Source organism: Halobellus sp. (genome assembly GCF_042218505.1).
Classification (GTDB): Archaea; Halobacteriota; Halobacteria; order Halobacteriales; family Haloferacaceae; genus Haloquadratum.
Genome location: NZ_JBDGQZ010000034.1, coordinates 1 through 25,568 on the forward strand (window position 1 = coordinate 1; position 25,568 = coordinate 25,568).

The 25,568-nt window shown below is 64.7% G+C and carries 26 protein-coding genes and 1 pseudogene; 13 read left to right on the plus strand and 14 right to left on the minus strand.

Annotated features, from left to right (window positions below; genetic code table 11):
* Positions 1-98: 98 nt before the first annotated feature.
* Positions 99-746, plus strand: coding sequence for a hypothetical protein (locus tag ABEI27_RS10020; protein ID WP_375799265.1), 648 nt, complete (start codon positions 99-101; stop codon positions 744-746).
* A 43-nt stretch (positions 747-789) separates the two neighbouring features.
* Positions 790-1,008, plus strand: coding sequence for a DUF2892 domain-containing protein (locus tag ABEI27_RS10025; protein ID WP_375799266.1), 219 nt, complete (start codon positions 790-792; stop codon positions 1,006-1,008).
* A gap of 8 nt (positions 1,009-1,016) precedes the next feature.
* Here ABEI27_RS10025 and ABEI27_RS10030 read toward each other — a convergent pair whose 3' ends face one another.
* Positions 1,017-2,207: a hypothetical protein gene (locus ABEI27_RS10030; RefSeq protein ID WP_375799267.1), complete on the minus strand. Its 1,191-nt coding sequence runs from the start codon at positions 2,205-2,207 to the stop codon at positions 1,017-1,019.
* A gap of 132 nt (positions 2,208-2,339) precedes the next feature.
* Here ABEI27_RS10030 and ABEI27_RS10035 point away from each other — a divergent pair, with 132 nt between their 5' ends.
* From ABEI27_RS10035 to ABEI27_RS10055, 5 genes are all read left to right on the plus strand, one after another.
* A complete protein-coding gene (locus ABEI27_RS10035; protein WP_375799268.1) occupies positions 2,340-3,218 on the plus strand; it encodes a HEAT repeat domain-containing protein in 879 nt (292 codons plus the stop codon).
* 82 nt (positions 3,219-3,300) lie between these two features.
* Positions 3,301-4,074 carry a pyrroline-5-carboxylate reductase gene (gene proC / locus ABEI27_RS10040; RefSeq protein WP_375799269.1) on the plus strand — a complete coding sequence of 258 codons (774 nt, stop codon included), beginning with the start codon at positions 3,301-3,303 and terminating at the stop codon, positions 4,072-4,074.
* Positions 4,071-4,913 (plus strand): glutamate 5-kinase, encoded by an 843-nt coding sequence (gene proB / locus ABEI27_RS10045; RefSeq protein WP_375799270.1) that lies wholly within the window; start codon positions 4,071-4,073, stop codon positions 4,911-4,913. The genes proC and proB overlap by 4 nt, the downstream gene beginning before the upstream one ends.
* Before the next feature lie 27 nt (positions 4,914-4,940).
* On the plus strand, positions 4,941-6,266 hold the full coding sequence (locus tag ABEI27_RS10050; protein WP_375799271.1) for a glutamate-5-semialdehyde dehydrogenase: 1,326 nt from the start codon (positions 4,941-4,943) through the stop codon (positions 6,264-6,266).
* A gap of 155 nt (positions 6,267-6,421) precedes the next feature.
* On the plus strand, positions 6,422-7,468 hold the full coding sequence (locus tag ABEI27_RS10055; protein WP_375799272.1) for a sensor histidine kinase: 1,047 nt from the start codon (positions 6,422-6,424) through the stop codon (positions 7,466-7,468).
* A 77-nt stretch (positions 7,469-7,545) separates the two neighbouring features.
* Here the strand turns inward: ABEI27_RS10055 and msrA are convergent, their stop codons facing one another.
* A complete protein-coding gene (msrA, locus tag ABEI27_RS10060) occupies positions 7,546-8,094 on the minus strand; it encodes a peptide-methionine (S)-S-oxide reductase MsrA (protein ID WP_375799273.1) in 549 nt (182 codons plus the stop codon).
* A 164-nt stretch (positions 8,095-8,258) separates the two neighbouring features.
* Here msrA and ABEI27_RS10065 point away from each other — a divergent pair, with 164 nt between their 5' ends.
* Complete coding sequence (locus ABEI27_RS10065) at positions 8,259-9,494, plus strand: MFS transporter (protein ID WP_375799274.1); 1,236 nt, start codon at positions 8,259-8,261, stop codon at positions 9,492-9,494.
* A 29-nt stretch (positions 9,495-9,523) separates the two neighbouring features.
* Here ABEI27_RS10065 and ABEI27_RS10070 read toward each other — a convergent pair whose 3' ends face one another.
* The 7 genes and pseudogenes from ABEI27_RS10070 to ABEI27_RS10100 form a co-directional block, all read right to left on the minus strand.
* Positions 9,524-10,657, minus strand: a complete 1,134-nt coding sequence (locus ABEI27_RS10070) for an MFS transporter (protein WP_375799300.1) — start codon at positions 10,655-10,657, stop codon at positions 9,524-9,526.
* A 126-nt stretch (positions 10,658-10,783) separates the two neighbouring features.
* Positions 10,784-11,782, minus strand: coding sequence for a beta-ribofuranosylaminobenzene 5'-phosphate synthase family protein (locus ABEI27_RS10075; RefSeq protein ID WP_375799275.1), 999 nt, complete (start codon positions 11,780-11,782; stop codon positions 10,784-10,786).
* 4 nt (positions 11,783-11,786) lie between these two features.
* The gene (locus tag ABEI27_RS10080) at positions 11,787-12,449 is read right to left on the minus strand and encodes a DUF447 domain-containing protein (protein ID WP_375799276.1); all 663 of its coding nucleotides are present in this window, start codon (positions 12,447-12,449) and stop codon (positions 11,787-11,789) included.
* A complete protein-coding gene (locus tag ABEI27_RS10085) occupies positions 12,446-13,468 on the minus strand; it encodes a 5,10-methylenetetrahydromethanopterin reductase (RefSeq protein ID WP_375799277.1) in 1,023 nt (340 codons plus the stop codon). The genes ABEI27_RS10080 and ABEI27_RS10085 overlap by 4 nt, the downstream gene beginning before the upstream one ends.
* Positions 13,469-13,652: 184 nt before the next feature.
* Positions 13,653-14,450 carry an SDR family oxidoreductase gene (locus ABEI27_RS10090; RefSeq protein ID WP_375799278.1) on the minus strand — a complete coding sequence of 266 codons (798 nt, stop codon included), beginning with the start codon at positions 14,448-14,450 and terminating at the stop codon, positions 13,653-13,655.
* A 123-nt stretch (positions 14,451-14,573) separates the two neighbouring features.
* Positions 14,574-16,852: pseudogene (locus ABEI27_RS10095) on the minus strand (nitric-oxide reductase large subunit).
* A gap of 117 nt (positions 16,853-16,969) precedes the next feature.
* Complete coding sequence (locus ABEI27_RS10100; RefSeq protein ID WP_375799279.1) at positions 16,970-18,121, minus strand: multicopper oxidase domain-containing protein; 1,152 nt, start codon at positions 18,119-18,121, stop codon at positions 16,970-16,972.
* Positions 18,122-18,306: 185 nt separating this feature from the next.
* On the opposite strand from ABEI27_RS10100, the gene ABEI27_RS10105 reads away from it, so the two are divergent.
* From ABEI27_RS10105 to ABEI27_RS10120, 4 genes are all read left to right on the plus strand, one after another.
* On the plus strand, positions 18,307-18,675 hold the full coding sequence (locus ABEI27_RS10105) for a helix-turn-helix domain-containing protein (protein ID WP_375799280.1): 369 nt from the start codon (positions 18,307-18,309) through the stop codon (positions 18,673-18,675).
* Positions 18,676-18,776: 101 nt separating this feature from the next.
* A complete protein-coding gene (locus ABEI27_RS10110; protein WP_375799281.1) occupies positions 18,777-19,418 on the plus strand; it encodes a helix-turn-helix domain-containing protein in 642 nt (213 codons plus the stop codon).
* Positions 19,419-19,511: 93 nt separating this feature from the next.
* Positions 19,512-20,156 (plus strand): TetR/AcrR family transcriptional regulator, encoded by a 645-nt coding sequence (locus tag ABEI27_RS10115; protein ID WP_375799282.1) that lies wholly within the window; start codon positions 19,512-19,514, stop codon positions 20,154-20,156.
* The gene (locus tag ABEI27_RS10120) at positions 20,157-21,623 is read left to right on the plus strand and encodes an MATE family efflux transporter (RefSeq protein ID WP_375799283.1); all 1,467 of its coding nucleotides are present in this window, start codon (positions 20,157-20,159) and stop codon (positions 21,621-21,623) included. It begins immediately after the preceding gene.
* A gap of 19 nt (positions 21,624-21,642) precedes the next feature.
* On the opposite strand, the gene ABEI27_RS10125 is transcribed toward ABEI27_RS10120, so the two are convergent.
* Together ABEI27_RS10125 and ABEI27_RS10130 are read right to left on the minus strand one after the other, a co-directional pair.
* Positions 21,643-21,882 (minus strand): hypothetical protein, encoded by a 240-nt coding sequence (locus tag ABEI27_RS10125; RefSeq protein ID WP_089766619.1) that lies wholly within the window; start codon positions 21,880-21,882, stop codon positions 21,643-21,645.
* A 183-nt stretch (positions 21,883-22,065) separates the two neighbouring features.
* On the minus strand, positions 22,066-22,275 hold the full coding sequence (locus tag ABEI27_RS10130) for a hypothetical protein (RefSeq protein ID WP_375799284.1): 210 nt from the start codon (positions 22,273-22,275) through the stop codon (positions 22,066-22,068).
* A gap of 179 nt (positions 22,276-22,454) precedes the next feature.
* On the opposite strand from ABEI27_RS10130, the gene ABEI27_RS10135 reads away from it, so the two are divergent.
* Positions 22,455-23,267: a halocyanin domain-containing protein gene (locus ABEI27_RS10135; protein ID WP_375799285.1), complete on the plus strand. Its 813-nt coding sequence runs from the start codon at positions 22,455-22,457 to the stop codon at positions 23,265-23,267.
* Between the two features lie 163 nt (positions 23,268-23,430).
* Here ABEI27_RS10135 and ABEI27_RS10140 read toward each other — a convergent pair whose 3' ends face one another.
* From ABEI27_RS10140 to ABEI27_RS10150, 3 genes are all read right to left on the minus strand, one after another.
* The gene (locus tag ABEI27_RS10140; protein WP_375799286.1) at positions 23,431-23,643 is read right to left on the minus strand and encodes a helix-turn-helix domain-containing protein; all 213 of its coding nucleotides are present in this window, start codon (positions 23,641-23,643) and stop codon (positions 23,431-23,433) included.
* Positions 23,644-23,813: 170 nt separating this feature from the next.
* Positions 23,814-24,578 carry a TSUP family transporter gene (locus tag ABEI27_RS10145; RefSeq protein ID WP_375799287.1) on the minus strand — a complete coding sequence of 255 codons (765 nt, stop codon included), beginning with the start codon at positions 24,576-24,578 and terminating at the stop codon, positions 23,814-23,816.
* A 40-nt stretch (positions 24,579-24,618) separates the two neighbouring features.
* A complete protein-coding gene (locus tag ABEI27_RS10150) occupies positions 24,619-25,515 on the minus strand; it encodes a hypothetical protein (RefSeq protein WP_375799288.1) in 897 nt (298 codons plus the stop codon).
* Positions 25,516-25,568 lie beyond the last annotated feature (53 nt).

A 25,568-nucleotide genomic window follows, 5' to 3' on the forward strand; every position in this document is an offset into this window, starting at 1 on the left:
CCTGAAACTCCCACCGCTCGGGATTCCTCCGCGTTTACGCGGAGGAGGATGTCAAGCAGTTCGTCTTCGTCGAGTCGCTCCGCGAAGAGCAGGTCCGGGTGCGAGCGTACTGGCGTCGATACTGGGGCCAGGGCCTCCGGCTGTTCGGGTTTCAACTCGTCCTCAGACTCCTCTCGTTCGGCGTCGTCGCGGCAATTCTCGCTGCAGCGATCGTCCCACGCCTCCTCGGCTTCGGCGGTGCGCCGCTCGCGCTCATCCTGCTTGGAATTCCGGTGTTCGTACTGCTTTCGATTCTCTCGGGCCTCGTCGGTGGATTCACGAAGATGTTCGTCGTGCCGGTGATGCTGCTCGAAGACCGCAGTCTCCTGTCGGCGTGGCGACGTTTCTGGCCGACGATGACGAGCCAGTGGAAGCAGTACGCTGCCTACGCCGTCGTCGGGTGGATCCTCCAACTCGCGGCCGGCATCGCCGCGAGCGTGGTCATCGGATTCGCGGCAGTGGTGGCGGCGATCCCGCTCGGTATCGTCGGGCTCGCCGGGATCGCGCTACTTGACGTTGCCGAGATCGCCGGTGGCATCGTCATTGCGATCGCCGCCGTCCTGTTCGGAGTCGTCGTACTCGCACTGGTTCTTTTGATCGGGGTCCCGGTCCAGACCTACCTCCGGTACCACGCGCTGTTCGTCCTCGGGGATACCGAATCCACGCTTGACACGATCCCCGACCGGCGACGCGCGGTCCGCGAGTGATCTGAGGAGAAAGAGTTATGTGCGCGAAAGACAATATTGTACTATGGAGCAAAACGTTGGTCAGACTGATAGTACCGTTCGGATCGCGCTCGGCGCACTCGTCGGCGCCGCTTCGCTCGGGATTCTCGGGAACGTCGTCCCGGGCCCCGGCGTTCTCTCGCTCGTGCTCGGCGTGGTCGCGATTGTGCTGCTCGGCACGGGACTGACCGGCAGTTGTGGCCTGTACTCGCTCATTGGGGTCGACACCTGCGAGGCCCGCTAAGTCGTCGATCAGCGGGCCGTGACATCGAGGTTCGGTCCCCCAGGATCGCTCCGACAGAGCGCGTGCAGGAAACACGTCTGTTCGGACATATCGAGTAACTCGCGGGCGAACTCCGCATCCTCACTTGTTTCGACGTACGCACAGGTCTCGACGGGAGCCCAACTGGCCGGCGCGGCCTCGTCGCCCTCTGCGACGTGGGTGTCTTGGACGATTCGATACGCCGAGAGGTCGGCGTCGACGATGTCTGCGTAGCGACCCATCTGAGTCATAAAGCAGAACCCGAGTCCACCGGCGACGTACGTCATCGCGTCGGGCGCACGCCCTGCCCCGCCGCGACCCGGTGGTTCGTCGGAGACGAACTCGAAGACGGTTCCGATCGGGCTGAACAACTCGACAGCGACGTGCTTTGTCCCGTCCTCACGGACTGTGCAGGTGCCGCGCAGGTGGAGTACCCGGTCCTGATCTGCGGAGAGGCTGGATCCCTCCCCGCTCGTGTACTTCTCGTCGCTCTCCGGGAGCGGTTCCGTTGTTCGTCCTGTCCGATGGATAGCCGGCGGGTCCCGCTTGGACGCGTCCCGGGGGAGCGACTCGAAGACCTCAGTGGGATCCGGCCGGGTAGGGCCGTCGAGTTCGGCGACGCGGTCGGGTGCGACTTCGTGGCCGTTTGCGACGAGTGTGAACACGCTGTCGTTGACGTCGTGGATCAGCCCCGAAACCGGAGCCGACCGCACGGCGTCGTCGACGAGCGTGCTGAGCGTCTCCGATCCGGCGTCGGCGTCGATTTCCACCTCCAGATCCACCGGGACCGCACCCGCTGTCATCGTCCCCGCGAGCGCCGATCCGTTCATCGTGTAGTAGTTGTCCTGCACCAGCGTGAGATCCTCGACCTCGATCCCACGCTGGTCCGCCAGCGCGAGGGTCTCGGTGGCAAAGGAACTGATCATCCCGGTCGTCAAGTGTGCCAGCGGCGCGGGCGCCACGTCCTCACCCTCGAGGTACTCTCCCTCGTCGCTGGCGAGTCGCCAGGTGGTTCCGGTGGTACTGTTGGTCACGAGCGCTTCCTTCTGCATCCCGCCGAGCGACCGGACGCGCGCCCGGTGCGCTAATCCCAGTGACGGCTCCGGGGCGTCGAGGCCTTCGACCGCGTCGTCGACAGGGAACACGAGCGGGAAGCCGAGATCTTCGAGCGGAGAAGTCATCGTATCGGTCACTGCTTTCTATTCGTTCAGTATGGATTATGAGGGTTGTGCCGCCGCCCGCTCACTGTCATACCTGAGGGCGCTCGTGCCTTCGCACAACGGCTAAGTTCAGCGCGTCCGATGACTGGTATAATGTCGACCGACGATCCGGGCGGGCGGCTGGTCGAAATCGCTCGAGACCGACCGGAGCGCGTCGACCTCGACGCACTCGGCATCTGTCTCGACGCGGATTCTGAGGCTGTCCGCCTCGGTGCGGCCGAAGCTCTCGCTCGCCTCGCGCTGTCCGGACGGGACGTCAGTCGGCACCGCGCCCGGATCGAGTCGCTCCTGGCGGACACCGACCTCCTCGACGAGCGGATTCGGCTGTCAGTCGACGATAGCGACGGCTTCTTTCAGCCCGGAGCGGTCGGGTTCGCCGTCTCGGCGATGGTGCTCACCGGCCACGCCGACCCCGAGTCGCTTCTCCGGGTGGCCGCCCGCGCACACGAGCGTCGCCACTCGGAGTTCGAGGCGGAGATACGGAGGTACTCGGCCGTCAGGGACCTCGGGTGGGCGCTCGCATCGGTCGTGATCTTCACCGACGCGCACGAGGCGACGCTGATGGATCTCGTCGCCTCTGCCGATTCGACGAGCCGCCGGATTGCGACCGCCGGACTCGCGGCAATCGCCGAGGAGTACGCCCCGATCTGCGGCGACCTCCCCGAAGCGACGCAACGGATGGTTGTTGTCGCCGCCGACCGCCTCGCCACCGATCCCGAGCGCCGCGTCCGCTATCACGCGGCGTTCACGCTACACGAGTTCGCACTCGACGATCCGGAGACGATCAGCGGCCGCCTCGAGACACTCCGCGCGGCGCTCGACGACGAGTACGACCTGGTTCGCAAGGAGGCAGTGGGCGCGCTCGGCGTTCTCGGCGTCGTCGACGCGGCCGCCGAGATACGTGAACTGCGGGACGATCCCTCGGAGCGGGTCAAGGAGGCGGCGGCATCGGCGCTCGACAATCTGAGGTGACCGTCGGGGCGCCGGCGCCGCGGCCGTGGTCAGTCGGAAACCAAAGTTCGTATATCGGCGGCCCCGCGTATTGGCTCACAGAATGATCGATGTGAGCGTCATCGGCTGCGGGAATATGGGGAGCGCCCTGATTACGGGGCTCTCTCAGGCCGGCGGATACCGAATTACGGCCTACGACGTGGACCCCGACGCCTTCGAGCGGATCGAACAGGATGCTGACCAGACGACGACCGACCTCGCCGACGTGACCGACTCGGACGTGGTCGTTCTCGCGGTCAAGCCGGACATCGTCCCGCTGGTGCTCGAAGATCTCGACCTCGACGCCGACCGAACGCTTCTTACGATCGCCGCTGGCGTCTCCACCGACGTCGTCGCCGCCGAAACCGACGCGACAGTCGTTCGCATTATGCCGAATCTCGCGGCCGAAACGCAGAATATGGCCGCCGCAGTGACGTGGGACGAACCGGACGACCACGTCGCACAGATGCTCTCGGACCTCGGCGAGTACGTCGTCGTCGACGAGGATCTGATGGACGTCACGACGGCGCTGAATGGTAGCGGCCCCGCCTTCGTCTTCTACCTTCTCGGGGCGATGGCCGACCGCGCCGTCGAAGAGGGGCTCGACGCCGACGACGCCGAAACCCTCGCTGCACAGACGGTCAAGGGCGCGGCCGAAACCGTCCTGCGCTCCGAGGAGTCTGTCGAGACCCTCATCGACGCCGTCTGTTCGCCTGGCGGGACGACCATCGAAGGGATGGAGGTACTGTGGGACAGCGACGTCGACGCAGTCGTCGGCGACGCGCTGAGCGCCGCCCGAGAGCGATCGGCCGAACTGGCCGAGGAAGCCGAACAATGAGCGAGGCGATTCCCAGCGGAGAGATCGACCACGCCCGCGGGCTGGCGGCCAACGCCGACCGCGTCATCGTCAAGGCCGGAACCAACTCACTGACCGACGAGACCTCGAACCTCGACGACGAGAAACTCGACAAACTCGTCGACGACGTCGCGGACCTCGTTCAGCGGAATAAAGCGGTCATCCTGGTCTCCTCGGGCGCGATCGGCGCGGGCAAGGGTCGAGCGGGCTTCACCAGCGAGGACACCGTCGAGCAGTCCCAGGCGCTGTCGACGATCGGGCAGAGTCACCTGATGCGCCGATACACCGAGAGTTTCGAGCGCTACGGGATCACGGTCGCACAGATCCTGGTGACCGAACACGACCTCGAGAACCCGGAGCGGTTCACTAACTTCAAGAACACCGTCGACACCCTCCTGGACTGGGGCGTTGTCCCGATCGTCAACGAGAACGACGCCGTCGCCACCGAGGAGATCCGGATCGGCGACAACGATATGATCTCTTCGTCGATCGCGATCGGCGTCGAGGCCGGACTGCTCGTCACGCTCACCGACGTCGACGGGGTGTACACGGGCAACCCGCAGCGCGATCCCGACGCGGAACTGATCGAGGCGGTCGGCCGGAACTATCACCAGGTCGAGACGATCGTCGAGGAGAGCGGCAGCCGCTCGTTCGGTGGGATCCGGACCAAGGTCAGCGGGGCACGGCGGGTGAGCGAGCACGGCATCCCTGCGATCATCGCCGCCTCCGCCGAACCGGACGTCCTTGAGAAGGTCGCGACCGAACAGGCAGTCGGGACTATCTTCACTCCGATCAACGGCCACGAGACCGAAGCGCAGTAACGACTCCACCGACAACCACCCACAACGATGACTGACACCGAAACCAAGATTACGCAAGCACAGTCCGCGGCCCTGGAACTGGCGAATCTATCGACAGAGACGCGAAACGACGCGCTGCACGCGATTGCCGACGCTATCGAGGCCCGAGCGGAAGAAATCCTCGACGCCAACGCGACCGACGTCACCGAGGCCGAAGAACTCCTCGCGGCCGGCGAGTACACCCAGGCGTTCGTCGACCGCCTGAAACTCTCCGAGTCCAAACTCGAGAGCATCGCCGAAATGGTCCGAAGCGTCGCCGGGCAGGACGACCCCCTGGGCAAGACTCTCGAAGCGCGTCGCCTCGACGACGATCTGGAACTGTACAAACTCTCGGCCCCGATCGGCGTCCTCGGAGCCGTCTTCGAGTCCCGTCCGGACGCGCTGGTGCAGATCGCCGCACTCAGCCTCAAGTCGGGTAATGCGGTGATCCTCAAGGGCGGCAGCGAGGCCGCCGAATCCAACCGCGTGCTCTATGAGATCATCTGTGAGGCCGCCGCAGAGGTCCCGGACGGGTGGGCGCAACTCATCGAGGCCCGCGAGGACGTCGAGACGCTCCTCGAACGGGACGACGCCGTCGACCTCCTGATGCCCCGCGGCAGTTCGGCGTTCGTGGAGTACGTTCAGGAGAACACCTCGATTCCGGTGCTGGGGCACACGGAGGGCGTCTGTCACGTCTTCGTCGACGAGGGCGCCGACCTCTCGATGGCCGAGGACGTCGCCTTCGACGCGAAAGTCCAGTACCCCGCGGTGTGCAACGCCGTCGAGACGCTGTTGATCCACGAGACCGTCGCCGACGACTTCCTCCCCGAGATGGCTGCCCGGTATCGGGACGCCGGCGTCGAACTCCGCGGCGACGCACGGGCCCGCGAGATCGCCGAGATGAACGCCGCCACCGACGAGGACTGGACGACCGAGTACGGCGATCTCATTCTCGCGATCAAGATCGTCGACTCGCTCGACGAGGCGATCACGCACGTCAACGCGAACGGCTCGAAGCACACCGAGTCGATCATCACCGAAACGGCCGATCGCGCCGAGCGGTTTATGCGCGCGGTCGACGCCGCGAGCGTCTTCCACAACGCCTCGACGCGCTTCGCCGATGGCTACCGCTTCGGACTCGGTGCCGAAGTCGGCATCAGCACGGGCAAGACCCACGCCCGCGGGCCGGTCGGTCTGGAGGGACTCACCACCTACAAGTACCATCTCGAGGGCGACGGGCAACTGGTCGCGACGTACGCCGGCGAGGATCCACACCCCTTCCGTCACGAGGACTTCGCCGGAGAGTGGCCGCCCGGTCGGCTCTCAGAGGAGTAAGCGACAGCTGCTCGGCCGAGTTGAGATATTGTTCTGTTTCTAGTAACTTTCTTCTCTTTGTCCTGATCTGTGGCAAATTATAGTTCGAGAGATGAAATCAAATTTGAAACACTACTGGAAGTTATAATTCGTGGGCTGCGGAAGAGAGTTCCAGGATGGAGTCCCAAGCGGACGAGCCCGTCGCGGAGAATCCGTACGATCACCTCATCCAGCACGTCCAAGACGCCGTCGTCGAGTTCGAACTCGTCGACAGCGACCCCATCGTTCGGGGGGTGAACCGTGCGTTCGTCGATATCTTTGGCTACGACGGTGCGGAGATCCGCGACGAATCGCTCAATGACTGGATCGTCCCCGAGTGGCTCTTCGCGGAGGCGAAACAACTTGACCAACAGACCGGGACGGGCGAGACCAACTACCAGCGCGTAAAGCGGGAGACGAGCACCGGTCTCCGGGAGTTCCTCTACCGGGGAATCCCGTACGACAGTCGCGACCGGCGCATCGACGGCTTCGCCGTCTATACGGACATCACCGAACTCACCCGTCAGCAACACCGCCTCCAGGTACTGAACCGCGTGCTCCGCCACAACCTCCGGAACGAGGCGAACGTCATCATCGGCCACACCTCCCAGCTCCTCGAACAACTCCCCGATGGATCGGCAGCGTCAGTCGGGGCGGCAGCGACCGTCGAACGCGCCGCGGCGAAACTGGTGTCTCTCTCACACGAGGCCAGCGAGATCCACTCAGTGCTGTCAGCGACGACCGACACCAGCGTGATCGACAGCGTCCCGATCGTCCACGGCATCCTCGAGGAACGCAGACGGCAGTTTCCGCAGGCCGAGATCGAAGCCGACCTGCCGGCGGAACTTCTCGTTCGAGCGAACGGACACCTGCGCTCTGCGGTCGACGGACTGGTGGAGAACGCCATCGAGCACAACCCCGGCGAACAGGCGTTCGTCCGGGTGCGAGCCACCGCTCTCGACGAGGGGTGGGCAGCCATCCAGATCGACGACGACGCCCCGCCGATTCCGGCGTCGGAGCAAGACATCGTCACGGGCGATATCGAGGCCACCCAGACCCAGCACAGCAGCGGACTCGGCCTGTGGCTCGCCAAGTGGACGGCCGAGAGTTACGGTGGTGAGTTACTCTTCGAGGAGAGCGAGTACGGCGGCAACAGCGTTCGGCTCCGACTCCCGAGGCCGTAGCCCCGTCGTCGCCGGTGACGCCCAACCCAGTGTTCGGTGGGCTCCGGGGTCGTCACACCTCGGGCTTCCTCGCGGTCTCAGTCCGACGTCGCCGCCTCGGTGTCTGTCAGTTCCGCGAACTTCTCACGCACCTTCTCGACTTTCGACTGGGCGTGCATCCGACAGTACGCGTCGCTCGGGTTCTTCTCGAAGTAGTCCTGGTGGTACTCCTCGGCCGCCCAGAACCGCTCGAGGGGCTCGATCTCGGTGACCACCTCGTCGTCGTACGCTGACCCGAGCGCTTCGACGTACGCCTCCGCCTGCCGGTGTTGCTCCTCGTCGTGATAGAGCACGATCGAGCGGTACTGTGTGCCGATGTCAGGCCCCTGTCGGTTGAGTTGTGTGGGGTCGTGCGTCGCGAAGAACACTTCCAGCAGGTCGCCGTAACCGATGGTCTCGGGGTCGTATTCGACCTGGACGACCTCCGCGTGGCCCGTCGAACCGGAGCAGACCGCGCGGTAGGTCGGATCATCGGTGTCGCCACCCGCGTACCCGGACGTGACCGCGTGGACGCCGTCGAGGACTTTCATCGCCGCCTCAGTGCACCAGAAGCACCCACCGCCGAACGTGGCCGTTTCACTGGTCATTCGTCGTGAATAGGCCCCCGAATCGTATGTACCTAACGCGGCGACCGGGGACCGGGCTATCGAGAGGCGGTCCTCCGCACAGGGGAAAAGATTCGACTGACGGCGAGACCACCCTCGCGACGACACCGCTGGCTTCTATACCGAGGCGCGGAGACGGGATACTGATGAGTGCGCCACCAGATCAGCACGTGCCGACCGACGACCCATCCGCCGCCCCTTCGGATCGGGACCGGCGGATCTACGCTCTCGTCGGCGGAGCGGGCCTCATCTCGACGAGTCTCGCCGCCTACGAGATTGTGCCTGCGAGCGTCACGCCGCTGATCCGCAACTCCCTTGACATCGGGTCGAGCGCCGCGGGACTGGTCGTGAGCGTGATGTTCGGGGCCGCCGTCGTCGGGAGCCTCCCGGCCGGCGTCGTGCTCGATCGGACCGACTCACGGCGCGCGATGGCGCTGGCAGTGCTCGCACTGTTCGTCGCTGGCGTCTGGGGATGGCTCGCGGGGACGGCAGGCGCGTACTGGCCGGTGATCGCGTCGCGGGCGCTCGGTGGGCTGGCGTACGTCGTTGTCTGGAACGCCGGCATCGACATCGTGAGCCGAGCCGTGCCCGCCAACGCTCGCGCCACGGCGGTCGGCATCTTCACCGCCAGCGGGCCTGTGGGTTTCGCAATCGGCCAGGGGACCGGTCCGTTGGTCGCCGCCCGGTTCGGCTGGCCAGCAATCCTTCCGGCGTTCACCGCCGTCGCCCTTCTCGGACTGCTGCTCTTCTGGCCGGCGAGCCGAGGGCTCGGCGAGGCACGAGGTGACGCGCCCTCGCTCCAGGAGTTCCTGACAGTTCTCCGGTCTCCGACGGTCTGGCTCCTCGGCGCGCTGGGCTTTCTCAGTTACGCACTCTACCTGTTCGTCAACAGTTGGGGGTCCTCGTATCTCACGCAGGAGATGGCGCTCTCGCTCGCGACGAGCGGACTGGTCGTCGCCCTCTTTCCGGGCGTCGGCCTCGTTTCGCGGGTCAGTAGCGGACTGCTTTCGGATCGTGTCTTTGATGGTCGACGTCGGCCCGTGGTGCTCGGCTCGTTCGCGCTCGCGACGCCGCTCCTCCTGGGGTTCACCCGCCTCGGCTCCGTCGCGCTCGTCGTCGTCGCGCTTCTCCTGTCAGGGTTCGCGATCCAACTCACGCTCGGGTTGTCGTACACCTACGTCCGCGAAGTGGTCGAAGAGCGGGTCGCTGCGACTGCGGTCGCTTTCCAGACGAGCGTCGGCCTCGCTGGCGCGTTCCTCGCGCCGATCGCCGGCGGTGCTGTCGTCGATACCGCCGGTTTCGAGCCCGCGTTCCTGCTTGCCGGCGGGCTCGCCATCTGCGGTGTATTCCTGGCGTGGCGCGCGCCCGAACCGACGCCGTAAGCACGCTGACCCCGGATCCGTCTTCACCCCTATTCCGCTCCATCGCTTACGCCGAGAAGCGCGGCTGCGACCACCAAACAGGCCACGAGACCGCCGAACGCGAGGTCGTAATTCGCGTAAGTGGCGACGATGCCGACGTACGCCGGCCCGAGTGCGTTCGCGCTCAGAAAGAGCGCCCGGGCGGCTCCGAGGTCCGCGCCCATATCCTCCGCAGGCGCGCCGTCGATGATAATCGCGTCCGCCAGCGGAAAGCCGGTCTTGTATCCCAGCGCGAGAACGCCGATCGCGATCCAGATAGCGAGATTCGCCGAGACGAGCACCAGTCCCCCGAGCGCGGTCGCGGCGACGAGTAATCCGGTGACGGCGATGCCACGGCGGGAGAACCGGTCGCCGAGCGCACCCGCGACCGGCTTTATCGCGAATCCGACCGCGAAGACGATGCCGAACGAGAGCCCCGCGAGGCTTTCGCTGAACCCCTTCGCCTGCGCCAGATACGTCGGTGCGAAGTTGATGAAGCCGCCGACCATAAAATAAAACAGCGTGAACGCGACGAGCGTCCGTCGCTGCTGATTGCTCTGGACGAGGCGGCCGACGGTGCCGCGGAGGTCGAGTGACGCGCTTCCCACGGTATACCCCTCGCGGGTCGTCGCCGCGTACGCGACCGTAAGCAGTCCGAGTGCGATTGCGACCGGAAAGAACGGCGTGCGCCAACTGGCGTACGTCAGCGCCAGTACTGCGACACCGGAGGAGATGAGGCCGCCCACGTCGGTGCCGGCGGCGTAGATCCCGAGCGCACGTCCCCGGTTCGCCGAAAAGAGGTCCGAGAGAAGAGCTCGCGACGGGATCGAGAACAGTCCCTTCCCGACGCCGACGACCGTGGTAGCGACAAAAAACAGGACGATCCCGTTGACCAGGCCGATGAGGGCGAATCCGACGCTGAGGATAATCAGTCCGGGCACGATCAGGGTCGTCCGGCTCCAGCGGTCGGAGTACTCTCCGCTCGGGTACTGGATGAGTGCGTAGGATCCCTGAAACACCGCTAGCGCGATCCCCGCGGTCGCCTCCGTTATCCCCAGGTCGGTGATGATCGTCGGCAGCAGCGGCGAGAGCAGGAATCGACCGGTCTGCAGCAGCGCCCATCCCAGCGAGACGGTGTACAGCATCCGCCTGGCGTACCCCGTCACCTCCGTCGTCGACTCGCTCACGATCCGCCCTCGGAGACGCACCCGGACAGTGGTTCCGATTCCCCGCTGCGGATGTGAACTACTCACGCATCACGCTCGCCGACTTCAACACTGCGTGACGACGGCGCCGCGGTTCCGCCCGGTCACGACCGCGACTTCACCATCGAGTCCCGCGTGGGAGAGCGCACGCCCCCCGGCCTCACGAGCGGCCTCGGCGCGGTCGGCCGTCGTAATCCCGTACACGGCCGGCCCCCACGACGACTGCCCCACGCCGAAGACCGATTGACTGGTGTCCAGCGCGTCGACGACCTCGGCGACGGGCGGGCGATAGATGTCTCCCTGTTCGTCGGTGTACCACTGCCCGTTGAGTCGATCGACCGCCTGGATCGCCGCGCCGAACCGAGCGGCATCTCCGTCCGCGATGGCCGGCAACACTCGTCCGGCGACCGTCGCCCCGATTCGATCGGAGATTGTCGGATCGGCCGATCGCACGACAGCCCGCATACTGGTGGCCTCTTCGTCCCCACTTCGCCCCGACTCGACGTCCGGAGTCAGAATCAGGAACCGCCACTCCGAGGGGATCTCTCGGCGAACGGCAACCGACGGCACGGTCGAGACGCCACCGGCGAGTTCGTCGACGCCGTAGGATTCTGTCGGCGTTCCGGCGTCAAACACGAATCCCCCGCGCTCGAAGGCGGCGACGCCGACCCCACTCCGGCGAGCCCGCCCTAATCGAGGGGCGAGTTTGCGGACTGCGGGGTCCTGACCGTATGCCCGGGACACAGCCGTCAGCGTGCACAGCGCCAACTGTGTTCCCGAGCCGAATCCGACGTGTCGTGGTAGCGCCGACTCGACGGTCACGTGCGCGCCGTCAACGCCGAGGAAGTCGATGGCCTGTTGAGCGTACTCGCAGACCGCATTCACCGTGTCGTCCGCCACCGTTTCCTCGGCGTCACAGGTTACGCCCTGGGCAGGTTCGGCCGCCACCACGACTTTGGGAGAATCCAGCGTGATTCCCAGGCCGCCGTAGATCCGCTCGCGGCTCGGTGAGAGGTTCTGGAAGCCGAAGTGCAATCGCGCGGTCGTCGCGGCTCGCACACGCATCGGGCTACCACCCGCCGTCGGTTGCGCTGTTCGATTCCGCGGCCGAGACGTCGATCTCCGCGGCGACCTCGTCGTCCGGGGTCCACGCCGATAGCGACGCCACGAGTCCGACCGCCTCTCGTGTACGCGACGCTCCGCAGTTCGTCGCGACGTCGGCGAAGTACGTCATCCGGTCGCGGAGTTCGTCGTCGTCGTAACTCGGAACGCCCAGCCGGGATGCGGCGACGGCCAGTTCGATGACCGCGCCGAGCGAGCGCGTCGTTACCGGCACGACGCGTCGTTCGATGTCGGCCCGAACCGGGCTGAGTCGCCAATCGACCCACTCCGTCCCGCCCGAGGTCCCAGTCTCGACCGCTGTCACGTCGACCTCAACCCAGGCGTCGGCGGCATCGAGGACGGGACCATCGGTCTCTAATTCGCCGAGAGCGGCCTTGACGAAGACGACTGGATCTCGCACGAACTGCACGCGCGCGCTTTCGCGTCGCTCGAAGTTCTGTCGGGTCCGCGTCTGTCCCCAGGTCCGCGCGTGCACTGCATCGGTGTCGGCGTGCTGTTCGCCGGCCTGGAGACCGAGCGCAGCGACGTGCCACTGCCCGTCGGGACCGCGCGTTGACGTTACGCTCTCGACGACGCCGCGCAGGTCGGCCGGCCACGTGCCGCTGTTCACGGGCCACTCTCCGGCGCAACGAGTCGTTCCCGAACCGACCCGAGCAACTCGATCGCGCGTTCTCTGTCGGGGCCGAGCGGCGATGCGGCGACAAACGCGTCGGCGTACTCACGGATCGTCTCGATCCGCTCGGCCACTGCGTCGGGAGTGCCGGCGACGCAGAACGTGTCCACCATCGCTGGGGTGACGAGGTCGTAGGCGCGCTCGCGCTCACCTACGGAAATGGCCTCACCGATTTCGGCCGCGCGTTCGACGTCGAGTCCGTGCCGACTTAGCACCTCTTCGGGTGCCCCAGAGGCAATATACGCCACGGGTCGGCGGGCGACCGTCCGCGCCCGCTCCGCGTCCTCGTCGATGCTGACGCTCGCGAAGGCACCGATCGTGAACGGCCCCCGCGAATCCGGTCGGTCCTCGATGCCGATCTCGATCTGGTCGGCTGCCCAGGCGTAATCGTCCGGATGCGAACCGTTGACGAGGACGCCGTCGGCGTGTTTCGCGGCCATCCGAAGCATATGCGGCCCCTGCCCGCCGACGAGGACCGGAACCGGCCCCGGATCGTAGTTCAACGCCGCGTCGCTGGCGGTGAACGTCCCCTCGTGATCCACGCGCTCGCCCGCCCAGAGTTTCTTTGCGACCCGCATCGTCTCGAGCACCCGGCGGAGTGGCCTGTCGCGGTCGACGCCGAGGTTCCGCAGCGTCGACACGTCGCCCGCGCCCAGTCCGAGGAGCGCGCGGCCATCACTGACCTCCGCGAGCGTCGCGACCTGTGAGGCCAATCTGAGCGGGTGAACGTCGTATGGGTTTGCGACGCCCGGGCCGAGTCGGATCTCGTCGGTCGCGGCGGCGACCCGGTCGAGCGCAATGAGCGGGTCGCGGTTGTTGTAGTGTGACGATCCGAACGCGGCGTCGAAGCCGGCTTCCTCGGCCGCGGCACCCAGGGCGGCGATTTCCCGCACTGGGGCGTCCGGTGTCAGTTCGATACCCCAGCGAATCGGGGACGTGTTATTAGTTCTCTGCATATTTAAGATTAGTATTATGCTCCATAGTATTCGAAAGTTGCTTCTGGAACATAAGCGTTCCCGATTCGACCCGTCGTGAACGCGGATTGTCTGATCAGTTCGATTGAAATAGATTGCGGTCTGACGCGTGCGCGCCCTGGTCAAGAGAGTGGCTTGAAACCTGTCCCCGGTATCGATCCAATCATCAGAACGTCGAAGCGCCCTCGCCACCGTCGATCGGAATTGCCGCGCCGGAGATGAACCCCGACCGCGGCGAGGAGAGCACGGCGACGACCCGGCCCAGATCCATCGGGTCGCCGATCCCGCCGACCGGGACCTCCCGCGCCCACTCGTTCATCCCCTGCTCGTAGGAGTCGAACCTCCCGTCTTCGACCCCCTGCTCGACGAGCGCCTCCACGCGCGGCGTTTCGTGCGTCCCGGGGAGCACGGCGTTCGCCCGGATCTCGGGTGCGAGTTCCGTCGAGAGCGTCTTCTCCAGTCCGAGGACCCCGGCTCTGACCGAGTTCGAGAGAACCAGGTCCTCGACCGGCTCTTTCACGCTCACCGAGGCGATGGTCACGATGGTTCCGCCCCCGTTGGCTTCCAGATGCGGCACCGCCGCTCTGACGGTTCTGACGACGCTCATCACTAACTGGTCGAACGCGTCGTACCACTCCTCGTCCGTCGTCTCGCGGAACGACTTCGCTGGGGGACCGCCTGCTGAGGTCACGAGGTGATCGAGACCGCCGAACTCTCGGACCGTCCGTTCGATTAGTCTCTCGATCGCCTCGGGATCGGTCAGGTCTGCGGCGTGTCCGATCACAGTCGCGCCCTCGGCCGCGTCGTCGCTGACGTCTGCGACGGCCGCTTCCAGTCGCTTCTCGTCGCGACCGTTGAGTACGACGTCAGCGCCCTCGGCGGCCAAGGCCCGCCCCGAGGCCTTCCCGAGGCCGCTACTCGATGCTGTCACCAGTGCCGCGTCGCCGTCGATGCCGAGATCCATACCGCCCCGACGGAGAGCGGAGAGAAAAGGCTTCGTCGCCCGGTCGGCAGTCGTTATGACGGCCCCGGACGCCGGGTGCGAAGAGCAGCGATGGCGGACGGTCGAGTCGCGGTTCGCCGGTGCTCAGTCGTCGCTCAGGACGCCCTCGGCGACGGCCATATCCTCGACCTCGGGGTCCTCCTCGGAGTGTCTGAGGACGAACCGTTTTCTGAGGAGGTCGGCGGCGTAAATCGCTGTCCCCAGGATAATGATGGTGTCGCCGGGCAGACGCGCCCAGAATAGACTCTGGATCATCGGCTGATTGTAGAAGGCCAGACTCCGTCCGGCGGCGTACCCCTGGGTGAACACCGCCTCCAACTGGAGGAACCTAACGGGAAGCACCGAGACGAAGACCATCAGCGCGAGGCCGACGTTCCAGGACCAGAACGCCGCGCGGAGCCACGACCCGTCCCAGCGGTGCGGTTCGATGGCGATCTGGAGCACATACGTCACCATCCCCAGCGCCAGGAACCCGGACGCTCCGAACATCGCGGCGTGGGCGTGACCGACGGTGAGGTAGGTCCCGTGCTCGTCGTAGTTGATCAGCGGGAGGTTGATGAAGAACCCCAGGACGCCGGCCCCGACGAAGTTCCAGACGCCGCTGGCGATGATGAACATACAGGGAAGCCGGTAGGGGAACTCGTCGGCCGACATCGCGCTGTACTGCCCGAGCGCCTCGTAGAGGATGAACACCAGCGGGAGCAGTTCCGGCGTCGAGAAGACGCTCCCGATCGGCACCCACGTATCGGGCATCCCGATTGACCAGTAGTGGTGCGAGACGCCGATGACGCCGGTTCCCACCACGAGCAGCGCCTGGAGCATCACCGCCTTCTCGGCGCTGCGGCGCGTGAGGAGGGTCATCGAGACCAGCGTCAGGCCGACGATGGCGACAATGAAGAACTCGAACGCGCCCTCGACCCACATATGGACGGCCCACCAGCGCCAGAACTCCGTGACGGCGATGCTCGTCGACGGCGTGAAGAGGAAGCCCGCGGTGAACAGCAGCGCGATCGATCCGCCGGCGTAGAGGATCATATGCGCCAGCCCGTACGGCGGTTCGCGATCCAAGAGCGGCTTCAGGCCACGGACGGCGAGGGCCGCCCAGATTCCGAAGCCCGCCAGAATCCCGAACTGCCAGAGTTTCCCGACCTCGAGGTACTCCGGGCCCTCGTTGCCGAGGATCCACCACAGTTGACCGTCGATGTAGCCGTTGGCTCCGAGCCAGATGCCTCCGAGACCGCCGATTACGACGACTACGAGTGCAGCCAGGAGGCCGTCGACGTAGGTCGCCTGTCGCTTCGGCTCGTGGCCCGTCAGCAGCGGCGGGAGGAACAGCCCCGCGCCGAGCCGCGTCGTCGCGATCCACAGGATGCCGAGGTCGATGTGCCAGGTCTTCGCGATGGCGAACGGCAGCAGTTGGAGGATGTGGACGCCGAAGACCCGTTCGATACCGAAGAACCCAGCGCGTTCGATGTAGAAGTGCGCCAGCAGGCCGCCGAGGAACACCTGCGCGACGAAGAGCCCGGCGGCGATGGGAATGAACCGCAGTGCCGCTCGCTGACTCGGGAAGCTGGTCATCTCATCCGGTGTCGGGACCGAGATGCCCGCTGCCTCCGGCCTCGGGAGTTCGATCGAGCGGTACAGCCAGATTCCGGCCCCTGCGCCAGCGACCAACAGCATCATAACGATGACGCTCCAGATCATCGCTACGGGAGTGGCGTCGTTACCCGCGCCGGGCTGGTACGGCCAGTCGTTCGTGTACGAGTGGTCTCCGGCCGGTCGGTGCGTGAGAACCACGCCGTCCACATCGCGAAGTCCGCGAACTCACGGGCGTCTTCGGGCGATTCGATCATCCCCTCGGGGACGCCTCTGGGGTATGATCCCTCGTGATACCGCGCGACGTACTCCTGACGGACCTGCTTGTGAGCGTACAGTTCGGCCGCCGAGTACTGGACCGCTCCGCCGTCGTAGGACGAGTCGAGTTCCTGCTTCACCGCGTCGGCGATGGCCGCCTGTCGGGCGGAACTGAGTTTGTCGTACTCGTTCCCGTACCGCTCGCGCGCGAAGTAATCGCGCATATGCTGAACTTTCAAGTCCAACGCGTCGGCGGTGAAGTCCTCCCCGTAGTACGCTCCGCTACCGAGAATCGAACCGTGGTTCATCAGGCCGTTCTGCTGGAAGACCCGCTTGCCCTCGCGGATCTGTTCGTCGGTGACGACGACGTCGCCGTCCGGTCCGGTCACCTGCTCGGGGATGGGCGGTGCCTCCTGATAGGCGACCCACGCACCCACACCCATCACGATCAGGTTGAACACGAATATGACGACGATGGCCTTCGCTATCGTTTTGCGTTGTACCTGCATATGCGACGCTCTCTACGCTACCCATCGAAGCGCCATACCGATTGCAAAATCGCGTCGAACCGGACGAATATGTTCGGACCACCGGTACGGAATGCACCGCCGGTCCGGTCTGGACCCTCAGGCCTCGTAGCCGGCGTAGTTCATCAACTGCGAGAAGATCTCCGTGTCCATCGCCTCCTCGTAGACGATACCAGTGAGCATCCCGCCAGGGTAGAACCCGCCGTTCATCACGTGATTCACCTTGTGACAGTGCATCAGGAAAATGCCCGGGTCGGAATCTGCCGTGAACTCGATGGTGTGTCGTTCGGCGGGGGCGACGTTCGTGACGTCCATCTCGTGTTGCGCGACTTCAGGAATCGCCCCGCCGTCCTTCTCGACCCGCCGGAACCGGTGGTTGTGGAGGTGCAGCGGGTGGCTCATATAGCCCCCGTTGACGAAGTGGATCCGCACCTGATCGCCCTGACTGACGATGACGGGAGCGCCCTTCTCGGGGTGGAGGGTCCGCGGCGCGACTTTCCCGTTGACCGTGAAGATGTCAGGCTGGCGGCTCCGCGGGTCGTACGTGGCGTCTCCGCCGGCCATCATCCGCGAGAGACGCGAGTCCCAGTCCCTGACGGTCATAAAGTACTCGCGGTCAGCGGGTTCGTAGCCCTTCGGATCCACGCGAAAGATGCCGTACATCCCCATCTCGATGTGGCGGTTCGTCTGGTAGTGGCAGTGATACAGGTGGGTGCCGGGGACGTTCGCCGGGATCGTGTACGTGTGCGTCTCGCCGGGGTTGACCTGGATCCCCGTCGTAGTCGGCACGCCGTCGTCCTTCCAGGCCTTGGTGACACCGTGGAAGTGGACCGTGTGAGGCCGCATCCCGTCGGTGTTGTCGAACGTTACTTCCATATCCTCGCCTTCAGTCGTGCGGAGAATCGGCCCGGGAACACTCGGATTCCTGTCGTCGGCCTGGAACGCCCAGACACGCGGGAGTTCCACGGGACCGCCCATCGTCTCCAGCGGATGAGCGGCGTGATACGAGGGGACCGACTTCAACGTCACCGCGTTGCCCTGTTCGTCGACGTTCACCACCTCGGGTGGACTCGTCGTCGGGACCGAGCCGTCCTGTACCGCTGGCGTGGAAGACCCGTCCTGCGTGGTTTGAACACGCTCCTGAGTCGGAGCCGCACAGCCCGCAAGTCCGAGGGCGCCGGTGGAACCGGTGGCAGCGAGGAATTCGCGACGCGACATCTTCGATCCGGGTGCGCCTACGTAGTTGCCCATTGCATTCTGGCCTCAACGCAGAACGCACGTATAGTCGGAACCTGATTCCAATTCGCTCGACCAAAATCGAATATGTTCGGCCATTTCCGAACCCGAGTCGCTCGCATCTGAGCACGATAGATGAAAACGCCTTTCCGACCACCCTCCAAACTCTCGATGAACCGAACGAGGCCACGATCGTTCAGATGTCTCAGAACCCCCTCTCAAACGCGCTCTCGCCCGATGTCGCGTCTGTCGCCAAGGCACTCGCGAGCCCACAGTGCCGCAAACTCCTCAAGGAGATCGACCGACCGATGACGGCCAGCGAACTAGCCCGCGTTTGCGACGTCCCCCGCTCGACGGCATACGACAAATTGAATCTGCTGGCCGAGAGTGGACTGTTGCGGCGACACGAGCGCGGCTCTGAGGTCCGATACATAACCGATTTTCAGGAAGTCATCGTGACCGAGCGTGACGGTGCGCTTGCCGTCTCGATCCATCAGCCACCGCGGTCGGCCTCCGAGCAACTCGCCACCCTGTGGGGCGAAGTGCGCTCCGAAGCGAGTGAGGACTGAGCGGGGCTCTCGGACGCAACTGGACGACTCTCTCCATCCACTCGTTGCTCCGACCCGTTCGTTCGAACTTATATGAGTGGCTCTACTTTCTCCGCGTATCGATGCCCCGAGCTACGCTCTCACTCGATCTCCCGGATCAGGTGTGGATCTCCTCGCTCTCTCGGCAGTTTCCGGACGCCGAATTCAGGGTGCTGGCCGCGATGCCCGCCGAAGACGCCGGCGTCGGCCTCGTCGAGATCACCGCGCCGGAGATCGAGCAGATCGTCGCCGCCTTCGACGAGTACGAGTCAGTGTTCTCCGTGACGGTTTTAGAAGCCCAGCCGGACCGATCGCTGATTCAGTTCGAGACGACCGAGCCGCTCCTGCTCAGAACGCTCAGCGAAGCCGGCATCCCGCTGGAACTGCCGATTACGATCGTCGACGGCGAGGTGACCGTCGAGGTGACTGCATCCCGCGACCGCCTCTCGGAACTCGGCACGCTGCTGGAGCAGTTCGGGATCCAGTTCGATCTCGTGTCAGTGACGCAGTCGGTCGATACCGAGTCTCTCCTCACCGCAGAACAGTACGAACTACTGGAGGCGGCGATCGAGCGTGGTTACTACGATACGCCCCGAACGTGTACGCTGACGGCGTTGGCCGATGCGGTCGACCTGGCCAAATCCACGACGAGCGAGAAACTCCACCGGGCGGAAGGAAAGGTCATCAAAGAGTTCGTCGGCACCGAACACGCCTCACTCCGGTAGGGGAACGGCGTCCGGTTCAGTCCGGAGTGTGACCGGATCGAACCCCTTTTGACTGACCAAACAGTTAGTTAGTACAACGAATGGACGTTGTTAATGACTGAGGACACGCCGACCCAGATTCTCGATGCGACCCACAGGGCCCTGTGTGAGCACGGGTACGCGGAGTTGACGATGCAGGACATCGCCAACCAGACGGACCGCTGCAAGGCGTCGATCCACTACCACTACGACGGCAAGCACGACCTGTTGCTAGCGTACCTCGACCACCTCTACGACCAGTTCGAGGGTCGCCTCGCTGATCCCGGTGGCGACGACTCTGTCGGCGACGATCCGGCGGCCCAACTCCGCGCTCTCGTCACCTCGATGCTCACGGAACGCTCGGACGCTCCGGCCTTCCAGACGGCGCTCCTGGAGATTAAAGCGCAGTCGCCGTACGACGAGGCCTTTCGCGAGCGACTACGCCGGTTCGACGAGGCGTTCGAAGCCCGGATCCGCGAAGTCATCGCTGCGGGCGTCGCCGACGGAACGTTCGCCGAAGACGTCGATCCCGACACGGTCGCCTCGTTTCTGACGACACACATCAACGGCATCCAGACGCGACACGTCGGCGTCGGGCACCCGCTGGAGGACGCCGCGGACGCGGTCGACGCGTACTTGCGAGCGACGCTTGGAGTCGATATCGACACCCAGGCCGGAGCGATGCCCGTCTCAGAGGCCGTCGACGGGGAGGCGGACTGAATGAGCCTCCTCGACCGCCTGGGATCGGTGTTCAAAGGCCCCGAAGAACTGAACCTCACCGGCGGCGGCATCGGGCGACCGCTGTTCTATCTCTCGCTTCCGATTGTCATCACGAACCTCCTGCAGACGGCGTACAACCTCGCGGACACGTTCTGGCTCGGCCAGTACAGCACAGAGGCGCTTGCGGCGATCAGCTTCGGCTTCCCGATGGTCTTTCTCCTGATCTCGCTGGGGATGGGGATCTCGATCGCCGGGAGCGTGCTCGTCGCCCAGCACATCGGGGCCGGCGAAGAGGCAGAGGCCGAGTACGCCGCCTCGCAGACGGTGAGTTTCGCCGCGATCGGGTCGATCATCCTCGGCTCGATCGGCTTCGTCGCCGTCGGTCCGTTCATCGACTTCCTCGGGGCGTCTCCGGATGTTCTCCCGCTGGCGACGAACTATATGCAAGTGATCGCCGCCGGACTGCCGTTTATGTTCGGCTTCTTCGTCTTCATCGCGCTGATGCGCGGGTACGGCGACACGGTCACTCCGATGCTCGTGATGTTCGGTTCGGTCGTGCTCAACATCGCGATCGACCCATTCTTGATTTTCGGCTTCCAGGGCAACCCGCTTTTCTCGATGCTCGGACTCGACGGCTTGGAGGCGACGCTGCTGGCGCTGACCGGCTACACGGGATCGGGGATCACCGGCGCAGCCATCGCGACGATTTTCTCGCGGGCACTCGCGTTCGCCGTTGGGATCGCGATTATGATACAGGGGGTCCGCGGCGTTCGGATCCGCCCCAGTCAGATGCGTCCCAACTTCCAGTACCTCCGCAAACTGTTCGAGATCGGTGGGCCCGCGTCCGTCGAAGTCACGGGCCGCGCGCTCTCGGTGAACCTCCTACTCCTCGTCGTGGGACTGTTCCCGACGCCGGTCGTCGCCGCGTTCGGGATCGGGACACGCGTTTTCTCGGTCATCTTCCTCCCCGCGATTGCCGTCGCTCGCGGCGTCGAGACGATGACGGGACAGAACATCGGCGCGCAGAAACCCGAGCGCGCGGGAATGGCAGCCGACTTCGCGGCCAAGTGGACGCTCATCATCCTCTCGGTCGTCGGCGCACTCACGCTCCTGTTCCCCCGCCCGATCATCGCGATCTTCACCAACGACCCCGAGGTGATCAAAGTCGGCGCTGACTTCCTCCGGTTCGTCGCACCGACGTTCGGGTTCATCGGTGTGATGCGGGCGTACTCCGGGAGTTTCCGCGGCGCGGGAAAGACGCTCGTCGCGGCAGCGATCTCGGTGATAATGCTGGGGCTGATCCGGATTCCGGTGGCCTATGTGGCTTCGCAGTCGTACGGGTATGCAGGGATCTGGCTGGCGTTCCCCATCTCGAACGTCGCCGGCGCGCTCATCGCGTACACGTGGTACCGACGGGAGACGTGGCGGACAGGGTCGGTCCGTGGCCCCACGCCCGCCGACGACTGAGTGCAGTAAAAAAACGCGTCTACAGCGTGTCGTCGTCCAGTCCGCCGGGATCCGAGGCGGTATCGAAGAGGTTGTTCTCCGCGCCGTCCATGAAGTCGTCGCCGGGTTCGCTCTCGTCGACGACTTCGACGTTGTAAGCGTCGATACCCATACTGAGCAGTTCTTCGACCGCCTGCTCTTCAGTGACGAACTCCTCGTCGACTAACTGCTCGAATTCGCTCAGTAACTCGTCCGGGAGCGTGACTTCGACGAATGGCATTGGCCATCATTCGTCCCCAGGGTACTTGAGTCCGGGGCTTCCTCTCGTGGGAACAGCGACGGATCAGTTCGGCGCGCGAGTCCGATCCGGGTTCGTCAGAATCGACGGGCGCGCCGCCGACACCGTTGCCCTCCGATCCGAGATCCCCTTCGGCGTTCCGTTCCCTCGGGAACCTCTCCGGTTTCACGATACGTGTCCTCCAACGCACGGAGCCGCTCGTTGATCGACGCCGCCTCGTGGTGCATCAGGTGGACGCGGACGAGGTCGTACTCGTGGCGGTCCGAACGCCCGTTCCACGCCCGGAACGACGCGACCGCCAGCGTGGTACTCTGTGGGGCCGCGCTTCTCGACCTCGTAGGCGTCGGCGTCGAAGGTGTCGACCTCCGCCTGCATCTCACAAAACGGGGGTTTCGGTTCGTGATCGTTCACCAGTTCCAGGGTCTCGCCGCTGCCATATCTACACTCACCGCATCGACCAGGGAACCCCTTCGGCCGAATATGTTCGGTTCGTCGGTGGCTAACCGGGAACCACACTCACCCGTTATCCGTATCCTGAGCCGCCTTCCACCTGTATGATGACCTCGACCGACACGTCTTCTCGAGGACGTACAGACGGCCACTCACCGAATGATCCCGACGGTGACGGCGCGGCGGGGAGCCCTGACACGACGCAGTCACCGCCGACCGAAACCGGCGATACGAGTGCCGGCGAGAGTCGTGCTGGCGGTCCCACCGTTTCCCGACGAGGGGCGCTTCGCGGAATCGGGACGGCGGCACTCGCTAGCGGGGCGCTCGGTGGCGCGGCGTCGAGCGCGTCGGCGCAGTCGTCAGGCGGCGACGTCGACTCGTGGCTCTCGAACACCTCGAACCACGACGGAATCGTCGATCAGACCGGCCAGTCGTCGGTGACCGTCGAAGTCGGCGTCGAGGCGAACGGCGGCGCGTTCGGCTTCGGCCCGGCCGCGATCCGCGTCTCGCCGGATACGACCGTCACCTGGGAGTGGACCGGCAATGGCGGCTCGCACGACGTCGTCGATACCGAGGGCGACTTCGAGTCGGACCTCACCGACAGCGCTGGCCACACGTTCGATCACGCCTTCTCGGAACCCGGGACGTACACCTACTCGTGCACGCCGCACGAGACGCTCGGAATGAAGGGCGCAGCCGTAGTTGCGAGCGGTAGCGCGGTCGAAGGCGGCAATTCGGGCGGTGCGGGCTCGGGAAGCGAGCAACTCGCCGCACCGTTCGGGAACCCCGCGAACCGCAATCTTGGGGGATACCTCCTCGCCAGCGTCTTCGGCCTCGCGCTGGCCTCGCCGGGACTGTTCGGGGCGTTCCTCTGGCTCACCGGTGACGACGAGCCTGAAGCGGACCGACAGCGCTAATCGCCGGTCAGGTGCCACCGGCTTCTTCCTGAACGCTTTCCCACAGTATCGAGAGTTGCTCGGCCGCAGACCGCGAGGGACCGCTCACCACCAATGCGAGGTCGCCCTCACCAGGTTTCACGACGACCTCCTCGAAGTCGATCGCGTAGGTGGCCGCGCCGTCCTACTCCCGCTTTCTGACCAGCCCAGCGCGTACCATCCGCTCGAGTGCGCGGTAGGCGCTCCCGTCCGGGAGGTCAGAGTAGTCGGCGACCTCCGCCGCGGTCAGCGGCTGCTCCAGCGACTGCAGAATGCTGCGGCACGGTTCACTGGTGAGCGCGTCGAAGACCGTCTGGCAGTCCGGCTCTATCGCGTCCGAAAGTGGATCTGCACACATCGTGGTCCCCCGGTTCGGTCAGTCGTTCGACTCGGCCGGGCACTGTTGAATAATCGATCGTAGTGCTGACCCGTTTTATTCCGAACAGGTTCGGGGGACAGTCGTTGTCTGCTCCCCGGGGAGACGTCTTGAGCGACCTTGCACGCTTGCGTTTTCCTGATATACCCCGGCTATGCGATGAATACGAGGCCGCCTGCAACAGCGACGGCGGCGATACTGTAGGAAATCGCTCGCTCGGAAACGGTATGCACGTATTTCCAGCCGAGCACTTGCGAGATCACGTACGGGATCCCGATTGCGGCGACCGGCAGCAGCGCGGGGGCGTTCGCCCGGAGCAGATGTCCGACGGTCGTGTTTATCGTGATGATTATTCCACTGGCCAGTCCGGCCCCGATTGCGACGATCGGATTGATTCCCAGAAGGACCATCATCGGGATCGTCAGTGCGGGCCCGCCGATCCCGGTGATGCCCGCCAGTACGCCGATCGAGGCGCTTCCGAGTGCGATCACCGCGTAGATTGCCGTCTCGCTCTGCATAGCGACGACGGACTGGCCGTCCGATACCCCCTTGCGGTGCTGGTAGGCGATGCCGACGGCAGACAGAATGAGGACACTCCCGAGAATCGACTCGAACCGCCCGGACGACAGCGCGCCGGACACGGCGGTCCCGGTGTGCGTTCCGATCAGTGCGGGGATCCCGACGACGGCCGCGAGAACCCAGTCGATGCCGTCGCTGTAGTAGTACAATCCCGTCGCGACCACCGTTGCGACGATGAAGATACTGCTCGCCGTGGCCGCCGCGACGGACGGAGAGAACGCCAATACCAGGTTCAAAATGAGAAGCACGGGGATCCCACCGGGGCCGCCGATGCCGGCGATCGTTCCGCCGAACACCCCAGTGGCGACGAGAAGGATCAGGAGACCGGCTGAGAGCATATTGTGTGGTATGGTTGGACTGTAATTGTATGAGTCGATCTCAACTCTCTGGACGGACCGGCTCCCGCTGCGGTGGTTCTGTTGGGTCGACGCGGGTGTGCCCGCCAATTGGCTCCTGATCGGGGAACAGGTCGGTCCGCTGGGAGAACGACTCGGTGGCAGTTCGCTTGAACCACTCGATGCGACCGTCGTGATCGGCCTCATCACCGAACTCGACCCAGTCTTCGAGTTCTTTCGGGCAGTCCTCACTCTTGTACATTTCCTCGACCGTCCGTCCTTCGAGCCACAGGTACGTGTAGAGTTCCGTCAGGTACGAATCCATCACTGGGAACTGCCGACGGTCCTCCTCGGGAAACAGAAGGGCCTCGTTTTCAGGACCCTGAACCGCCCGGTGCGCCGAATCCATTTCCTCCCGATAGTCGGAGTACGTGTACCACCCGAGCGTGATTCCGTGGTCGGACCTGACGCCCATCACCGATGCCGGTTCGTTGTAAAACCGCACTTCGACGTTCTCGTCCATCTTGTGGAATCTGTACATATACTTCAGCGTGTCAATTCCCAGGTCTCGCTCTTTCTGGTTGTAGGCGTACGCGGGATGTTGATAGAGGAGATAGACGTCTGCACCGCGTTCGATTGCCTCGCTGATGATACTCTGCATCAGCGCCGAACTCCCGGTGTATCCCAGGATGTGTAGCCGATCCGGTTTCTCACCTAAGAGCTCTTCGACCTGTGATTTCAGATCACGGTGCTCGCCGAGCGCGCGGGTCTGACTCGCCAGCAGTTCCTCGATTCGAAATGTATCGGTCTCCAGCGCTTCCACGGAAAACAGGAGGAGGATAATCGTCACGAGGATCGTCTCCTCGATCGAGATGATGTTCGTTACGAACCGCGAGAAAATCCAGAGTGCACCGAGGAGCCCGACCACGGTGATCTTCAACGTGCGCCGGTACTCCGATTGTTCGTATAAATTATCGAACCAGACACGAAGGT

What these genes read in the sequence shown, in the direction of transcription:
- ABEI27_RS10025 (WP_375799266.1), top strand. Translation starts at nt 790, where the DNA reads ATGGAGCAAAACGTTGGTCAGACTGATAGTACCGTTCGGATCGCGCTC.
- ABEI27_RS10030 (WP_375799267.1), bottom strand. Translation starts at nt 2,207, where the DNA reads ATGACTTCTCCGCTCGAAGATCTCGGCTTCCCGCTCGTGTTCCCTGTC.
- ABEI27_RS10035 (WP_375799268.1), top strand. Translation starts at nt 2,340, where the DNA reads ATGTCGACCGACGATCCGGGCGGGCGGCTGGTCGAAATCGCTCGAGAC.
- proC (WP_375799269.1), top strand. Translation starts at nt 3,301, where the DNA reads ATGATCGATGTGAGCGTCATCGGCTGCGGGAATATGGGGAGCGCCCTG.
- proB (WP_375799270.1), top strand. Translation starts at nt 4,071, where the DNA reads ATGAGCGAGGCGATTCCCAGCGGAGAGATCGACCACGCCCGCGGGCTG.
- ABEI27_RS10050 (WP_375799271.1), top strand. Translation starts at nt 4,941, where the DNA reads ATGACTGACACCGAAACCAAGATTACGCAAGCACAGTCCGCGGCCCTG.
- ABEI27_RS10055 (WP_375799272.1), top strand. Translation starts at nt 6,422, where the DNA reads ATGGAGTCCCAAGCGGACGAGCCCGTCGCGGAGAATCCGTACGATCAC.
- msrA (WP_375799273.1), bottom strand. Translation starts at nt 8,094, where the DNA reads ATGACCAGTGAAACGGCCACGTTCGGCGGTGGGTGCTTCTGGTGCACT.
- ABEI27_RS10065 (WP_375799274.1), top strand. Translation starts at nt 8,259, where the DNA reads ATGAGTGCGCCACCAGATCAGCACGTGCCGACCGACGACCCATCCGCC.
- ABEI27_RS10070 (WP_375799300.1), bottom strand. Translation starts at nt 10,657, where the DNA reads ATGCTGTACACCGTCTCGCTGGGATGGGCGCTGCTGCAGACCGGTCGA.
- ABEI27_RS10075 (WP_375799275.1), bottom strand. Translation starts at nt 11,782, where the DNA reads ATGCGTGTGCGAGCCGCGACGACCGCGCGATTGCACTTCGGCTTCCAG.
- ABEI27_RS10085 (WP_375799277.1), bottom strand. Translation starts at nt 13,468, where the DNA reads ATGCAGAGAACTAATAACACGTCCCCGATTCGCTGGGGTATCGAACTG.
- ABEI27_RS10090 (WP_375799278.1), bottom strand. Translation starts at nt 14,450, where the DNA reads ATGGATCTCGGCATCGACGGCGACGCGGCACTGGTGACAGCATCGAGT.
- ABEI27_RS10100 (WP_375799279.1), bottom strand. Translation starts at nt 18,121, where the DNA reads ATGGGCAACTACGTAGGCGCACCCGGATCGAAGATGTCGCGTCGCGAA.
- ABEI27_RS10105 (WP_375799280.1), top strand. Translation starts at nt 18,307, where the DNA reads ATGTCTCAGAACCCCCTCTCAAACGCGCTCTCGCCCGATGTCGCGTCT.
- ABEI27_RS10110 (WP_375799281.1), top strand. Translation starts at nt 18,777, where the DNA reads ATGCCCCGAGCTACGCTCTCACTCGATCTCCCGGATCAGGTGTGGATC.
- ABEI27_RS10115 (WP_375799282.1), top strand. Translation starts at nt 19,512, where the DNA reads ATGACTGAGGACACGCCGACCCAGATTCTCGATGCGACCCACAGGGCC.
- ABEI27_RS10120 (WP_375799283.1), top strand. Translation starts at nt 20,157, where the DNA reads ATGAGCCTCCTCGACCGCCTGGGATCGGTGTTCAAAGGCCCCGAAGAA.
- ABEI27_RS10125 (WP_089766619.1), bottom strand. Translation starts at nt 21,882, where the DNA reads ATGCCATTCGTCGAAGTCACGCTCCCGGACGAGTTACTGAGCGAATTC.
- ABEI27_RS10130 (WP_375799284.1), bottom strand. Translation starts at nt 22,275, where the DNA reads ATGCAGGCGGAGGTCGACACCTTCGACGCCGACGCCTACGAGGTCGAG.
- ABEI27_RS10135 (WP_375799285.1), top strand. Translation starts at nt 22,455, where the DNA reads ATGATGACCTCGACCGACACGTCTTCTCGAGGACGTACAGACGGCCAC.
- ABEI27_RS10140 (WP_375799286.1), bottom strand. Translation starts at nt 23,643, where the DNA reads ATGTGTGCAGATCCACTTTCGGACGCGATAGAGCCGGACTGCCAGACG.
- ABEI27_RS10145 (WP_375799287.1), bottom strand. Translation starts at nt 24,578, where the DNA reads ATGCTCTCAGCCGGTCTCCTGATCCTTCTCGTCGCCACTGGGGTGTTC.